We start from the raw sequence: 16,830 nt of genomic DNA on the forward strand, positions 1-16,830 counted from the left end.
CGTTTACAAGTAAATCCGTGTTAAAAATACAATAGCAACGAACAGGAACCATCCTGCACTGTGCTGATTTTTGGCTGCCGAAACCTTGCATAGGTAATGCAAATCCTTGACCTGGAAAGGTGCGGCCGATACATGGCTGGGAAATTTGACAGGTGTTCGCGGTAGGACTTTGATTGATTAATGGGACAGCCGGACAGCGTTGAGGTACCGGGCGTTCAGCTTATTTTGTCCGTCAGTTTGATTTTGTCCTATTTCAATTCGGTTATCATTCACAGTTCAGTTTTCTCTTTTTGCATGAAGCACAACGGGATTCAGCTATACGCAGGCAGGGATTTTAACCACTGAACTTCCTACTAAGAACTGAACTTTAAATTTACCACTTTCCTGTCCTACGAAGCACGAAACCCCTGCTTGCGTATAGGTGATGTTATGCAATCGCCCTTTTATGTTTTGTTTATCAAGCCTTTAAAATACCCGTAATCTTTGTCAACTAAAATTCTTCTATCAAGATAGCAATTAAAGTTTTCGCAAGACGTTTCGGGTAACAATGTGCAACTGAAACAAGCGGAAAGATTCAAGTTGGCAACTCCTTGTCCGTGCGTATGATAGCAAATCGGGTCTGTTGCACAGTCTATTGCTCGAATCATTGCTGATTCAATTAGTTTTCCTATTCTGTCGTCATCACAAATTGACGTTATTCCTCCATAACTTCCCTCTGAACCTGCAATTGTGTAAATTAAAACTCCGTTCATTTCGGGGTTTTCGTCAATGTACAATCGTTCTTGAATTGACGTAGATGGATAACCACACAAATACTCCAATTCTTTAATGATTAAATGTGAAAATGTATGAATGAGAACATATTTTGGGTTTAAGTCAAAGTCTTCATTAAAAGTCGATTCAAACTGTTGTTTGTTTCCGATTAAAATTGAAATCCGTTCTTGTATTTTGGGGTTGTTTTTAATCCATTCATTCAAGGTTTTATTGTCAAATTCAAAAAATACACCTTCGCCAAAACTTTCAATCGCAGGTAAATATTTTATTGTTTTACCATAAGTAGAAGTGAATTTTTTTACGATACTTTCAATTGTCGTTTTTTCAGGGTCTTCATCTTCTAAAATTGTATTTGATGCAATTGGCTCTTGTCTCGTGTAAGAAGTTTGAACGGATGAAATTTTTATTTTATCCATTTTGAAAATGGATTTTATCAAATCACTTTGAAATAAAGAACTGTCTATTCTACTGAAAATCAATTTGTCTTCAATTATCTCGTTATCTTTTTCAGTAATGAATTTATACTCGTCAAACCGATATTCGTTTTCGGTTTTTGCAATCTCAAGATTCCTTTCGCTGAAATTGTTATCAATCAGTTTTTGAATGGTTTCGGAAACTATATCAATGTTCTTATAGCGTTTAAGGTTTCTCGAAATTGTTTGGGCATTACTTCCGTCATTGTATTCTTCTTTAACCAAGTTGATTGAAAATTCATTTAGCTCATCATTGGCAGGTATGAAAATACTCGACAAAATATTTGGGTAGTAAATGCTGTTACTTGAACGAATAACAGGTTTAAACAAAATGTTTGTTTCCTTCGTGTTTGGAATTAAATCTTGAATTTTTACCCTTAGATTGAACAAACCCGAAAGTGTCGTGAAATTTATTTGCTCTCCGTTTTTTCTTTTCGCAATTATCCAAATACCTTTCAAATCGTCCATTTTATCGGATGTCTTGTACTCAAAAATCACATCATCCGGAACTTGAATATTTGCGAGTGTGATAATTTCTTCTTCACTAGGAGTTTGGTTTGGTTCTGTTTTATCTTCTTTTTTTCTGTTTCTGAGTAATGACCATTTATCCCAAGGTATATCGGCAATTTCTCCATTTGGCGAGGTTAGGACAAAACGAACTTGTTCCAAATCATAAAACTTTCTTTTTTTATCCTTGTTTTTAACGTAGCAACTGTAACACTTCGGGGGATAAAAATTGTCTTTATGGTACGAATCAACATTATTTTCCCAATTGAGTTTCCACTTGTCAATTCTATCAAAACGGTTACAGTTATTACAATAAAACCACTCAGGGAAATATTTTGCTGATAAAAAAGCAAATGGATTTTCGGGCTTAAAGCCTTGTTTCAAATCGTTAATAGGGATTTTTATCAAGTGTTCTAACTCTTGAAAATACTTACTTAATCGGTTTTTGAATCTTTTATCAATAACAAAATTATGTTCTTCAAATCTCCCGTTTATCTGTTGGAAAAATGGCCACTCATCAAAATTATCAATCAATATCGAACCATCTCTTGTTTCTATAATTGAACCAACACCACCATACGAACTAATGGCTTTTCTTGTTTGTATTTGCTCAAATTGCCCCATTATTTGTGTGTTATTTTTACAATGCTGTTTGTATCTATTTCTCGCATTGACATCATTAAACTCCAATCGTCTAAGTCGGACATTTTTTTAATCAAAACTTTATAGGTTAAATCGCCTTCTTTCGTTATCCAATTTTTAGTTAAGTCTTTCAATTTGGCTAACGCATAATCCAATTGCTTTTTTTTTCTGATTCTCTCTGAAATGAAAGTTTTCAGCTCCTCATAATTGCCTGTGAAGTCTTTGGCTCTTTTGTCGAGATATAAACCTTGTTTGTGACGGACAAAACAAACCAACAAGCTCGCCAAAACTTTATCCAAAGCAATTTCGGTAAATGGCGTAACACTTAACGGTTCTACAAATTTGTAATAAGCGTTATTGAAAGGAACGTAATTTTCAAAATACGACTTGTCTCTTGAGCGATTGGCATCCAATAAATTGATAACAATCCCTTTGTCTTTTCTTCCAACGCGACTTGATGCTTGAATGTATTCGGCAACATTTTTGGGTTGTCCATTCATCAACATTACATTCAACCGTTCAATATCAATACCAACCGAAAACATATTGGAAGCCAAAACCAAATCGACTGTGTTTTGAACGAAACTCCATCCGTTTTTAGCAATTAGGCTGAACTTCATTTCCAATTCATCTAAGAGTTTCTTGATAGAATTACTTTCAATTCTACTTGTCAATTCTTTTGTTCTTCCTGCAAGCCCAAAATAATTAAAGCCGTATACCTGTTTATTAAATTGGTAGCGATTGTGCAAGAGTTTTAAGAAATCTGAAATTTCTGCAGGAACCTTATTGTAAACCTTACCTACATCACGCAGACTGTTGTAAAATGAAACAATTGTCCAAAAATTGTTTTCTCGGCTTATTGCTTCCTCTTGCGATAAATTCTCCTTTACTCTGTAATACTTGAATAACTCAATACGAGCGAAAAGTAAATTCCCTAAAATTCGTATTTGAGAATTTAAAGCCGTTTTCCCAGTTGGCATAAAACCGATATGCTTCCTTTTGCTTTCGGAGGAAACGTAAGAAAAGAAGTTGTCATCATAAGTTACTCCCATTGGTGGAAATATGTTTAATGCTCTATTTCCGTAAAGCATTGCAACTTGTTGTTCCGTATTTCGGGTTGTTGCTGTTGAAGTAATGATTTTAGGTTTTCTTTTTCCTTTAGTTGAAAGCATTTCAACAATAGATTCGTATAATCCAGTGATTGAGCCCAAAGGTCCACTCAACAAGTGCAACTCATCTTGAATAATTAAATCAGGCGGTACTTTATTTTTGTTTTTTTCCTCTAATACAGAATTGAAAAGTTTATGACCTTCTTGTCGATGCGAAAGCATTGCAAATTTATCAACCGTTGCGAAAAGCAATGTTGGCGGAAAATCATAAATTTTATCATCCACAAAGTAAATTGGCAATTCTACACTAAATGCACAGTCAGGATTTAAGCAATTGGATGAAAATGTTTTGTCGGTTGCTCTGTAACCTAAATCAAATTTTCCCGAATTGTTTTGCGTAACTAAATTGCAACCACACCAAGAACAGTTGGTAATTGGGAAAGTATTTGCTTTGCGGTAGTTGCCCGTTCTCTTGTTATTGAGTTTTGTGATTTCATCAAATACTTTTTTGAAAATTGTCCGAGCGTCCGAATATGAGTTTGGCGTAGTAGATGCTCCAACCCACATACCAATTGAAACTTTATAATCGCCAAAAAAGTAATCATCTCCTGAACGAAAGTTTCTTCTCAAAAAATCTAATGACAAAATAAGTTTTGTTGCTCGTTCAAATTGCTGGGCTGTCAATAATCGCAAAGTGTATCGCATTATTACGGAAACCCCGTCAGCATCTTTGCCGTGTAAAATTCTTCGGCTAATTATAGTGAAAGCCGTAATTGCCAAGTACGCTTCTGTTTTTCCGCCACCTGTCGGAAACCAAAGTAAATCAACAACATTATTTCTATCATCTGAATCTTCTTTGATTATTGATTCAATATTCAAAAGGAAGAATGCCAATTGAAACGGTCTGTAATTTGGCTTGAACGAGTGATTTTTGAAAAAGTATAAATCATTGTAATTGAGGTTTTTGTAAATTTCAAACAGTTCAACCCCCTTTTTACCAAACAAATCTTTGTTAGAGATTAGCATTTGAATATACATTGCCGTGTTTGCCAACAAAAAAGATTTATAAGCTGTTTCGTTGTCATTTAGAAATTCAATGTTTTTGATTAGTCTTTCGTACGTTTTATTTTGCTTTTCTAAAATGGTGCGTAACGGTTTTTTGTAATTGTCTTCCGCAGTTGTTTTTTCTTGGTCAGTTATCCAATTCTTATACTCTTTTGCAAATAGCTTTAATTTTTGAATGATTGTCGATTTGTCGAAATCAGTCCAAATTGAAAGTTGCTTCAATTCGGTTATATCTTTCAGATTTGGCGGGAAAGTGTCTTTAAAGGCGTTACTGTAATTTTTAATATCAACTTCGGGTAAAAACGTGGTTTTTAATTCCGTTGGATTTTTGTCATTATTCCAAGTAACCGCACAACCGTGTCCAATGGCAAAAGAGTTTTCATTTCTGTATTGAAAATTGATTAGGTTTAATTCTTCGTCAAACGGATTTGTTTCGGAAATTTGTTTGTATGGCAAAAATGTAACGCCAGAAACGGCAATTTCGCCCTGAAAAATTGCTTTCGTATTTAAAAGTTCATTGCCAAATGAAAATTTATTTTTCGGGTGGTTCAATCTGTTCGCCAATAGAATTTTTATGAATTTGCCGTATGACGTTTCATAAATTTTCTTGTAGTAGCAAGTAATAATAGAATTGTCCTCTTGGTTTTGGTCTAACGGATATTCCTTTGATTCATCAGCGTCTATTTCCTTTAGATTTAACTCACGTATTATTGGCTCTCTTTTGACTCTTTTCCAAAGACGTTTTCCTAATATTAATTCACCTTTTTTGTAGCCAATACTATCAATCAATTCTTGTTGTTGTTCGTTTTCCTTAAATCTGCTTCTATAATTGCGAACGGATAAACTGCCCTTAGTAAATTCTTCTTTGTTTAAAAACATTAACCCGTTTTCATAGCTGAAATATTTGCTGATTGAGTTGTATGGGTTCTCGGTGAACTTTTTAAAATCTTCTTCTGAAATTTCTATTGTTGAATCTGTTGGGCTTATTTGAATGTACTTTGCATAATTGAAAGTTACAGTCAAAGTTTTTGCATCTTTCGGAACGCAAAAGGTCAAACCGAAATTTGTCGGGAAATATTGATTAGCTTCTGAATATTCTTTTTCATCTTCTGATTTTGGAGGTTTAGCAGTATTGTTATAATCATCATCATTTCCATCTTCTATTGAATTATCTTCTGGCGGTGGTGGAACGTCTTTATTATCATCTTCTGTTTCAGCATTTGCATTAGCATCAGCATTTTCTCCAATACTGTCCTTTTTGGGTTCATCAATATCACGTTCGGGGAATAAAATTCCTGAATAATACCTGCTTAAAGGATAATCAGAAATGATTTCGTTTTCAGAATCGGATACAAAAACATCAGAACCTGGACCTATCAAGTTGTTTTGAATGGTATCACGAAATATCAATCTTGGTTCGTTTACGTAGTTACTCATCTACCAAAGTTTTTTTAATTATGGTCTTCTCTTGTATTGTCGCTGTCAGCTTTTCTAAAATGTCGTTAGGCAATTTTTCTAAAGAATCGCTTTTTTCTTCTTTGTTTGAAGCGATATAGTCCAATAAATCATTGCCTAAAATTTTTCCTGCTTGTTGCCTTATGGAATGGTCTTTTTTAGAATACATCTTGAACTTGTCAAATTCAGTTACAATCAGTTCATCTGCACGATTATTCTTCAAACAGAAATCACGGATAACCTCCATTGTTTTTACCCTTGGAAACCGTGTTACACAATCAGTATCTATGTAATTTCGGAATGTGTTGTAATGGATTTTGTAGGTTTGGAAAAGGGAGTCGTAAAGTTTTTCTGTACTACCAAATTGTAAAGACAAATCTTTTAATGTCTGTTTCCAACTGTCGGAATACTTGTCAAACGAATCCAATAAATTGTCTGTGTCAAAGATTTTTAGGATTTTTCTAAAATCATCTTTGCTATTGTTTTGATAAAATCGAATAGTTGCGTTACAGTACAGTTCTCCAATAGTTGTTTTTATTTGTTCGCCATTTTCAATTAGGAAAACACCTTTTGACGAATCAAATTTGTCTATGGTTCCGTCACTAAAATGAATTTCATAAACAGCATTTTCTTTCGGCAAATCAAGAGCTTCATAGGGATTACTTTTGAAGCTTTCATTGTTGAAATCAAATGAAAAAATATCATCTAAATCCCTTTTCTTAACTTCTGAGGAATGAGTGAAATTAGTTTTGAAAAATTCTAATCGGTCTTTATGATTTAGATTCGCCTTTTCTTGATTTTGATAGGCTTGTTCAACATTGTCAAATGATATTTCATCTAAATTCTCATAGCAAAGAACCTCGCAATCTCCTTTTATCGCCTTGGTTTTTGTGTACAATTCCATATTGTTTAAATAGGGAACAATTACCAGTTTGTTTTGAGAATTTATGTTGTAATTTAACCACTTGTCCAAATAGAATTTTGAACCGTCAATTCTTTTGTCACTTATCAGTTGAATGTTGCTAATTTTTTCGTTTTTTAATTGAACAGAAACTGAATCAAAGTTTTTCTTTTCTACGACCAAATAAATAGGTTTAGGAGTGATTTCCTTTGCTTTTTGCTTGATGTAATTCCATTTCAAATTTTCGCTTTCCAATGAGCTTGAAATTTTTGAAAACAAATTAAAAATCCGGTCTGTGTAACCCTTGATTGTATCGGGATTGTAAATGTCTTTTTCGTAAAAGAGGTTATTTAATTCTTCTGCAAAGGCTTCGCTTTGAAAATATTGATTTAGGCGGTCTAAATACTCTTGATAAATTCCTTTTGACAAATTGGTGTTTACCAAAATCATCCTAATGAAAAAATTCGTGTACTTCAAAGTGTAGGCAAGGTTTACCTTGCTTTTATCTTTTATTCTTTGAATTTCCTCCTTTAATTCTATGAATAGAGAATAAAGAATGTCATTTTGCAAACAAACTTTTTGCGTGTTATTTGGCAATTCATTATTGGCAATTTTTACTTCGTCATTAGACCACCACCATTCTAAAAATTGATTTTCAGAACTTGGCTTTTCTGTGCCAATAATGATGATGTTTTTGTACTTGTCTCGATATTTTTCTTGCAGAATGAAGTCAAAATCATCACGATACTTGGAATCTCCAATAATTATTACCTCGTCAAACGTTTCGTCTTGATTTAGTAGAAAGTTTTGTGCAGAATCGAAGTCATTGCAACATTCCACCAAGTAGCTGAAAAATGGTAAATCATTGCTGATTTTCCCGTTTTTATTTGTGTATCTAATTGGCAAAAATTTACTTTCTTTGAAAAACTTCTTTTCGGCAATTACCAACGTTCTGTTCTTGAAGTCTGTGATAAATGGGAAATCTTCACTAAATATAGTTGTTAAAAAATCACGGTATGAATCTATGTTTTTTGCGGTATTTTTATTATCAACTACATTTGGATTTACTTTTGTAAAGTCATGTTTTTTAAGAGAAAAATCACTTATTCCAAATTCATTTCTTTTGGGGAATTTGTAGTTTGCCAAAACTTTTCCTTGATAAGCACTTCTAATCGTTAAAATTCTATGTTGTTTATTAAATTTTCCATAGACCAAATCTCCTTGATTCAGAATTGGAAAAATTTTCTTGTAGTTAAAATAATTTTGATAAAGTTTGATTAAGACTATTGAGTGAAAAATTGAAGTGAAAAAGTTTTCCCTGTACTCGTCTTCGGGTATGCAAATTAAAAAATCCCTTTTATCAGGCTTGTCGTTTAGAAAATATTGGTAAATCAAGTGAAAGTTTACAAAGTCAAATATGCTATACTTTTTAAAATCCTCCCCTTGCAGATTGATTTCGTCCGAGTAGCATTCCTGTATTTCGGAGTATATTTGGCTGAGGTAATTTTGGATTTGTAATTTCATTAAATGCCATTTATTTTATCCGTGGTGTTCTTTTAGGGTGTTGCATAACGGTCAAGTATAAGAGCAGTAGCGAATTTCAAAGCGATTACCTGTCCGCCACCACCAAAGTTTATTAAATGCACAGACCTTGATTTTACCACTTCACCCGCTATTGCTTTTATACAATGTTGTGCGGTCGTACTTTTCTTTTTCTTTCCGGGCGTTTGCTCAGCCACACTTATTGACAAGCTTTGGATTGCGCTTGGGCGTTGAGCGGCTTGGCAATGTGTGTGGCTGATAAGGGAAGGCTTTTCCATTTACTATGATTATCGTCTTTTTTGTTGTTTGAGAAATTCCTTCAATGAAATCGTAGTTATCGAGAGCCCTTTTGCTTTAATCTGTAAACCATTATCTGAAGTGAGGATAATTGGATTTTCATTCTGAAAATTCAAAGCCACTGATAAGATCATATTATCAGGGGAACGTTTGTTGAAATCAGCTGGTAATAAGCTAGTATCTGCTATTTCCATTGATATATCTCGACTATCAATATTGAGGTTAATTGATTTTAAGGCTTTTTGCACCTTTTGCTGGCCTTCATTGTCTAGAGTGGACTTGAGCTTATCCAATTCATCTAAGACTTTAGCAGACAATACGATGGAATATTTTTTATCTATTATTGAAATAATTTCAGGGTAATCAACAAAAACGTTGGTATCAATGATATAGATGTTCTTCTTATTGGGTTTAAGTTCTTTTTTGGGGCGCTCAAACTTACTGACATCAATATGGCCAACAACCTTTAAACCAAGTTGGGGCTTAGAAGCCATTTGATCATTATCGGTATTAACCTTTATTTTTTCTTCATCTTTTGAATTATTAGTATTCGAATTTTTAATTCTGCATAGACCTGAGATATTGTCATACTCAAATGACAAACTATCTTCTAGCTTCGTCATGTAGAATTCAACTTCTGCAGGTAAATTGACCTGCTTGTAGTAGTCGTCTCTAACTAGGATAAAAGTTGCTTTTTTAGCTCTGCTCGTAGCAACATTAAATCGGTTGAGATTGAAAGAAAACGAACTTGGTCTAGGTATCACGTAGAAACAATAATCAACGTCTAAACCTTGCACCCTGTCAACTGATTCAATCGAATAATTTCGAGAACTTGTTTTGGACTTTAGGTTTTGTTGCAAATAAGTAAGCGTTTCTATGTAAGGGGTCAAGACTGCAATTGAGTTGCCCTTAATAGTAAGCAGTTCATCAACACTTTGTACTAAAAAACGAATCATTTGTTGCAAGACATCTTGTGCCTTAGAATCGAATTGTATCAGGCTCGGACCACCTTCGCTGTGAATTATTGAACTGAGTGAATTAGTTTTTGAAATATCAGAGTCAATTGTTTCAAATAAAGATTTGGATTGAATAGTGTTGTCGTAAAAACTATTTGTGAAATCAGTGGAGCGCTTTGTTAGTCTCCGCGTCTCAATTTTGCGATTAAAAGAAAACTCACGAATTTGACTGAGCGTATTCATTCCATGAATAAGATGGTCAATATTTGGAAAAACTTTGTGATTTTTATTGTTTACGAATGGCACAATTTGCCTTGGGTCACCAACAACTATTACTTTCTTACCAACTTTGCATGCCGCAGCTATTGTAGTTAAGTAGGCTTGTGAAGCCTCTTCTACAATGATATAGTCATAAGTCTCATTTTGTTCAAGCCAAATACTCGAGAACTGATAATACGTTGATAATTTCAAGTGGCCTTTTACCGGAATCAAATCCTTTGTAGATAACAGCTGAGGAAACTTCTTTTTTTCATCGATTGACAAAGGAAGCTTAGAGACTCGACCTTCATTGAAAAGCTTATTAAAGAAAGGCTTTTCACAAGCTTCAACAGCAGCCTTATTAGTTAATGCTGTAATCAAAACTGACTTGTTATCCAGCACTAATCGTGATGCAATATCCGCAACTTGGTGGGTCTTTCCTGTACCTGGAGGTCCTTGAAAAACATAAACGTTGTTTTTTTCAACGTCATCTATTATTGCACCAGCTATATCTATGTCCTCTGTTAGAAGGTTAGGATTTGTTACAGAAATTAAGGAGTATTTAAAGTTTAATAGGTTTTCCCATATTTCACTACCGTTCACATTTAAGCTAGTGCTAAAATCCATTAAATTCTTCAGATACTCGAAAGGTGGTATTGTGGGTCCAAATGCAATTAATTGATTGTATTCTAAGTTCTCAATAAAATCTGCCTCCAAATCGCGAATTAGCATGGTGATCCAACCATTCCTTTTGGAAGGGATATAATCAACAATTTTAGTTTCCGATCTATTCCGGTCTTTCAGAAGGTCTGAATAAGTTTGGTTAGCCCAACTGTTCGGTTTTTCATAACCTCGTTTTAAGGTAAAGCAAGTAAGTCTCTGGTCAAGTCTGGGTGCATGGTATTTTTCACCTGAAGGTATGTCAACAAAAGCATTACCTCTTAAGGTATCTATGCCGCGATATTGTCCAACATAAATAGAGCCATTTTGAAACAAAGAAATACCAGTCGCATTGAAAATACTCTTGACTGAAAACTCAAGTTCCATGAGTTCTTCTTTATAAAATTGAATTTGATGCTGCTTAGTTACCATGGCTTATTCGAATGAGAAGTTATCTCCGGCAACTGCAGAATTATTTTCCTTAGAGTTTGCCTTACCTTTTTTTAGTTTAGAGAATAGACTCTCTTTCATCTTTTCACTTGTTACCAGTATTAAATGAGATTCAGATTCGAGCGTATCAAAAACACCATCAATTTCATCAGTTAACTTGTTGTTCGGTATTCTGAATAGCACATTCTCTGCTAGCTCTTCTTCAAGGAGTTCAAGACGATGTTTAAAAAGACGAGGACTATTACCCGGATATATAACCACAAGATATATTGCATTGTCTTCTAGCATATCCCAATGCTCTTTGTCTAAATACAACAAACCGCCCTTGGCGCTGCGAACTATGCAGCTTATATGATTCCCGTTTGGATCTACAATATTGGTTAATGCTGAACCAGCATTATTCACTTGACTTACGTCATATCCATTTTCATCTAAAAAGTAAACGGCATGAGTTTTGGCATTGCCACTTTCCCTTTTCTGGTCTTCTTCAGAGATGCCTAATCTATTTTGAATCAATCGATCAATGTCTTCCTTATACTCAAAGCTGTCTTCATCTAGCAGGGATTCATTTTGGAGTGTTTTATAGTGCCAATTTTTTAATAGCTCCAGTTTTTCATGGGGAAACTCTGAAGGTAAATTATTCAATATGTCTGACTTAAGAAGCTGCGAAACATAGTACTCTCCCTGATAAAAGACCTTTAAGTCACTTGTAAATTCATTGATCCGGATTCCATCATACTCTCTGAAATAAGGTATTTCTTGCCCTTCATAAATGAAAATGGAATAATCCTCAGCATATTCCCATTTTTGATAAAATGCTTCTTCCCATGGTTTGGAGTTGTTCCTTAATTTAAGCTCATCTACATGTTCTACGATCTCAATATCATTTATTGTAAAATATGACGTTAGGTTGCCAATACTCTCATCAATAATAACATTTGACCCATCATTTATTGCTGAGAAAATAGTGTTCGAAAAATCAGCTTGGATGCTTAGATGTTTTAACTCTTGACTTATCTCCATTGGTTTCAATAAGTAATATCTTAAACCATCGCTTTTGATAATGTTCAATACAGGTATTGTAATCTTTTGAATGGCATTAGGCTGAAATTTTATGGAATTATTAATGCGTTGAATGAGACCGATGTTGCGAGTAATAATATCTGAATTGTAGTCTGAGAGCCATACGATAGTATTCCAAAGAATTTGCATGTTAGATTTACATTCCTCAAGGTATCTTACAGCTGTGTCCTCGTTATAAGAGTTTGACACCATAGCTTTACGTAAGTTAACAATTGGGCTTTCAGCGCTATGATAACCTAAGGATGATAAAAAACTAAATCGTTTTGATTCTTCCTGTAACGCCCATTCATTAAGCCATGAAGGAATTAATTCCGAATCAATAGCAAAACCTTTAAAGACAGTTTTGCTTAAATCAAAGCCGTGAAAATGAAAACCACCTAGTTCTGTAAGTTGGAGATCATAAATCTGATTGAAAAATTCCTTGTAAGAGTTCTGTAGTTGGTCAGAATCTCCATGCCGTTCAAAATAATCATCAAAGTGGGGTTTATTCCATTGTCGATTACCCCCGTTCATATTATCTAGTATTTGAAAAACTACCTGAGATACCGTGTAGTAGGGATTATTTTCACTCTCTATTTTAGTATGAATTTCAGCAGGCGTGAGTTGTCTTGTTCTAAAAATTAATTTTCTGAGCTTTTCTTTTTGAGTGATATGAACAAAGGCTTCCTTAACATTTTCAAGCTCATCCGAATCACCTTGAAATTCTTCTAAAATTCCTGAAAGGCTTAAAACCTTTCGATTTTCCTTTATGCCAAAAGTGACTTTATCGCTTATGTTGTAATTGGAAAGAGGGGTGTCGTTAATTGTGATTTTAGATCTCAAATTTTCAATAGTCTGATTTATCTCAGAGGGTATCTCATTTATGTTATCTACTTGTTTTATTAAGCTATTTAGAATGAAGTGTTCTGGAGTACCATTATCGTATTCTAAATCCGTTTTAAGGGATAACTCTGGTAAATTGGAAACAAATTCATGAATTAGTTCAACAGTAATATTCCTTGGCAGAAAAATAGCCAAGGACTGATCGTAAAAGCCTGAATTTATAATAGCTTTCAATAATCTTTCACCTTGAAGCAGTCCAATCTTGAAACGGTTTTCACTGCAAAGTTTTATATCAAGCTGATAAAAGTGATTTCTTAGGTCTTCATTACTTTGGATATAGTTGTCAAAATCAAAATTAGAAGGATCGTAAATGTTAACATTGCCGATTTCTTGAATATCATAGGTAGAAGCAGTTTGAGACGTTATTGTGTATTTTTCAAAGAAGTCGTTAGAGTCCCCGTCCATTTCTAGCCAATCTAACAGCGTGTTTGCCTCCATTAATTGAAGGGTTTTGGTCAACTGCCAGTTTATTCCTGAACCATTGTCTGTCTTAAGTTTAAACGCTTTTATTAAAGCACCACATTGCTGCATTGGTAACAGTTTAAGCTCAGATTCGTGGAAAATACTTTTAATGTAGTTGTATTTATCTGATGAAAGTGTATTGAAGGCACTTGACCAGTAAACTTGATCTGCTGTGGTAAACCTTTGCGAATCATCAATAAATAGCCAAGGGATTGAAGCCCATTCTGAAGCTGAAATGTCATCCGGATTATCTACCCATGAGAATATCTGCTGAAGGTCGGTGATGTAATTTTCTATGTTTTTGGAATTATATGTCGAGGACCAATTGGCAAAAAGAATTGGGTTAAGAATAAATGACTTGAATATAGCCTTTCTTGAAATTAGAGCATTTTTAAGATGTAAAGGCATTGCATTATATTCTTGCTGGGCGACCCTATATGATTGTAAGCTAATAATAGGCATGTCAAATTCATGACTCAATAATTGCTGTAATGGACGTGCAGTATCTGATTCATCAACAAAAAGGGCTAGCTCTCCAAAGTATTTGGTTTCACCTATACCAAGCATGAACTCACTGTTTTGCAAGAAATCTATGAGTTCTACCTTGTAATTAACTTCAAGGTGTCCAAGAAGCTCGTTGGAAGCAATGCGTTCATATGCAATATGCCTATCGTTTAAATAACCATTGAGCTTATGCAAATGGTCCTTAATGTTTGAATATTTATCCAAGTCAAGATTTATGGCATGGTAGCCTAATGCTTTGATCAGTTTTTCATATTTTCTAGTGTTATCATTTATTATCCATGCGTCAGTTTCTTCTATTAATTTCTCAATTGAAAAAAGCGAATTATTGTGTACAATGAAAGGTATTTTACTAAATAAGCTGGGAATGTATTTCACGAGCTGATTTAACCATTTCATTAATCTGGGATCTTCGTACAATTTTTGACTTGCTATTGCATTTCCAAGTAACTCACATACCTCAGCGGTAAATGATCCTGCTAGTTCTTCCAAGTCAATCGATTCTACATTCAAATAGCTATATTCAATGAGATATTTGTTTTCTAGATTGGAATGAGTCAGCCGCTTTTCAGTAGAAAGTATTTGATAAAAAATATCATTGCCGAAAAGCTCGGTCAGGCCAGATGTGTCCAAAATTGTTTCTGAAAGTAATTGCAGCTCATTTTTATCATTCACAACAATTTTGGTGATGCTTAAACTTTCTTGGTATCGTTCGTTGTAACTCTCTATGATATGCTGAGCTGTGTCATCATCAGGCAGGGGGGTCTTTAGTAAAATGGATAAGTATGTTTCAATTTGTTCGGGTTGATTCTGAAATCGAGAAGCAAATAGTGCTAAGGTCTCTACATGCTTTTCAGCCACTTTAATCATTATATACTTATTCCAAAGGTTATCACCTTGGATTCGCTGTCTGTCAGAAGAGGGGACAAAATCTGCATTAACCAAAAAAGGAAGTTGGAAGCGAGTGTCTTCCATTGGTAGATAGGTGAACAAACTCGAATATTTGGGTAACCCATCTTTGTACTCTTGCTCTGATGCTATTTTGTCATCAACCAAGGTCAAACCGAATGAAATTTCGGTTTCATTTGCCGAAGCTAGTTTCGGTGGTATAGTCTCAATTTTATTGCCATCTGCACCAATGAAATAGTAAGTATCTTCATTAAGGTCGTTTTTCTCAACAATCTTTTTTAAACCGATATTTAAATTTTGAAAGGCATCATTATTAACCTGAATGTCTGAATATATTTCCTTTAAATACTCCTTGTTAGAACTATTTTGAACAGCCTGTTTACCAACATATTCAACGCGGGTTTTTTCGATCTTGATTTTATGACCTTCATCAAATCTAGTTACCGTTACTCTGTTCTTTGGAGACCTAAACTTTGATGTATTTCTAAGAAAAAGAAGGAACTCGGGTTTTTTAACAATATTCTCAATTGCATTTAAGTAACCATCTTCAGAATAAATATTTGAAGATCCAACTTTTAAGGCAAACTGCACAGGGTTGTCAAAGTCGCTGAAATTACTATCGTCAAATTCATTTGGTAAGCTATCTTGCCATATAGGGATAACCTGCCAAGGAATATCTGTAAGACTATTATAGGTAACAATATCTTTTTGATACTTCTTTCTATGTCTTTCAATTAGTTGAGGAAACTCTTGATAGTCTGATGAACCGAAATAGAAAGTTTCAAAATTTCTAAAGAGGTCGCTATTTCTAATAAATGCAAACTGATACCCTCCAGATTTTAGCCACACTTCTTCGCTATCTGTGAACACAGATTTAAAACCAATGCCTTTATAGCCCGTTTTTTTCTTGTCTTTTCGTTTAGTGCTCTCCGCTGCGCTAGTTATTGCATCAACATCATCTTTGCTAAAAGGTGCGCCATCATGCATTACAAAGAAATAGTCACCGTTCACATCAATATGAAATTCTACCTTTTCTTTTCCAGGTGCATCATCTGCATTTTGCAGGAGTTCAAAGATCATGCGTTGTTTGGATGAGTACATCCCTTTTCCAATTTCACGCATGAGATTTGCAATAATCTTATTTGCTTCTGGGTTATTGAGACGCTCAAATCGAAGACGAATATGTTCTTTAGCTGCATCTTTTTCTTGAATGCTTTTTATTTCAAAAACATTTTTAAGGAGATCCTCATTAATTGAGCCGTTGATGTGATTTTTAATGACTTCTTGGTCAAGTATGGTCGTGCCCTGCACAATTAGTGAATAGGGGTTGTTTTTCTTTTTGGCTTTCTCAGAATAGGCCAAATCAACTTTATAGTAATTACCGTCCTTAAGATTTAGTGCATTAGGTAAGTAAAATGATACCTTTTTGTTCTCAATATCAAGTCCATCAAATTCAGGGTAAAAAAGAGTTTTTAAGCTAATAGGATTTATAAAATCATTGAAGAACCCTTCCTTCGTCTTGAACCTTGTGAAGGTTGCGATAAAAGACAGTGATTCTGATTTCCAATATTTTTTAAGCTTCTCTGTGAAATCTGTCATCGTATTTTAAATTGAGCGTTGACTAAAAACAGCTCTTTTGGTTTTTTCAGCGTTGGCTTTTGTGTCAGCAAAAACCAAATGTGCTGTTTGTGCGGTTGGCTTTTCTTGTATGCCGCACAACGGTTTGCGTGTATGTGCAGTAGCGGATTAGAAGGACTTAACTGCCCGTATAGTACAAAGTTTTTTAAACGCACTAACCTTCGATTTACTACTTCACCCGCTATTGTCACATACACGCTGTTACCATCTGGCGTTCTTTTCTTTACCTCTCTTAAACCCCTATT

At 34.4% G+C, this 16,830-nt stretch carries 6 protein-coding genes; all 6 read right to left on the minus strand.

Features of this window, described 5'->3' with window-relative positions; all coding sequences use genetic code 11:
* Positions 1-443 precede the first annotated feature (443 nt).
* The 6 genes from drmB to BMW71_RS05020 are packed head-to-tail and all read right to left on the minus strand — an operon-like array spanning position 444 to position 16,546.
* Complete coding sequence (gene drmB / locus BMW71_RS04995; protein ID WP_092170445.1) at positions 444-2,378, minus strand: DUF1998 domain-containing protein; 1,935 nt, start codon at positions 2,376-2,378, stop codon at positions 444-446.
* On the minus strand, positions 2,378-6,007 hold the full coding sequence (locus BMW71_RS05000; protein ID WP_092170448.1) for a helicase-related protein: 3,630 nt from the start codon (positions 6,005-6,007) through the stop codon (positions 2,378-2,380). Before BMW71_RS05000 ends, drmB begins: the two co-directional genes overlap by 1 nt.
* Positions 6,000-8,450 (minus strand): hypothetical protein, encoded by a 2,451-nt coding sequence (locus tag BMW71_RS05005; protein ID WP_092170450.1) that lies wholly within the window; start codon positions 8,448-8,450, stop codon positions 6,000-6,002. The genes BMW71_RS05000 and BMW71_RS05005 overlap by 8 nt, the downstream gene beginning before the upstream one ends.
* Before the next feature lie 32 nt (positions 8,451-8,482).
* Complete coding sequence (locus tag BMW71_RS05010; protein ID WP_092170453.1) at positions 8,483-8,746, minus strand: hypothetical protein; 264 nt, start codon at positions 8,744-8,746, stop codon at positions 8,483-8,485.
* A gap of 9 nt (positions 8,747-8,755) precedes the next feature.
* A complete protein-coding gene (locus BMW71_RS05015) occupies positions 8,756-11,071 on the minus strand; it encodes a PIN domain-containing protein (protein WP_092170455.1) in 2,316 nt (771 codons plus the stop codon).
* Between the two features lie 3 nt (positions 11,072-11,074).
* Complete coding sequence (locus BMW71_RS05020) at positions 11,075-16,546, minus strand: ATP-binding protein (protein ID WP_092170458.1); 5,472 nt, start codon at positions 16,544-16,546, stop codon at positions 11,075-11,077.
* Between the last annotated feature and the right edge of the window lie 284 nt (positions 16,547-16,830).

It is taken from the genome of Cyclobacterium xiamenense, from assembly GCF_900109255.1.
Taxonomy (GTDB): domain Bacteria; phylum Bacteroidota; class Bacteroidia; order Cytophagales; family Cyclobacteriaceae; genus Cyclobacterium; species Cyclobacterium xiamenense.

What these genes read in the sequence shown, in the direction of transcription:
- drmB (WP_092170445.1), bottom strand. Translation starts at nt 2,378, where the DNA reads ATGGGGCAATTTGAGCAAATACAAACAAGAAAAGCCATTAGTTCGTAT.
- BMW71_RS05000 (WP_092170448.1), bottom strand. Translation starts at nt 6,007, where the DNA reads ATGAGTAACTACGTAAACGAACCAAGATTGATATTTCGTGATACCATT.
- BMW71_RS05005 (WP_092170450.1), bottom strand. Translation starts at nt 8,450, where the DNA reads ATGAAATTACAAATCCAAAATTACCTCAGCCAAATATACTCCGAAATA.
- BMW71_RS05010 (WP_092170453.1), bottom strand. Translation starts at nt 8,746, where the DNA reads ATGGAAAAGCCTTCCCTTATCAGCCACACACATTGCCAAGCCGCTCAA.
- BMW71_RS05015 (WP_092170455.1), bottom strand. Translation starts at nt 11,071, where the DNA reads ATGGTAACTAAGCAGCATCAAATTCAATTTTATAAAGAAGAACTCATG.
- BMW71_RS05020 (WP_092170458.1), bottom strand. Translation starts at nt 16,546, where the DNA reads ATGACAGATTTCACAGAGAAGCTTAAAAAATATTGGAAATCAGAATCA.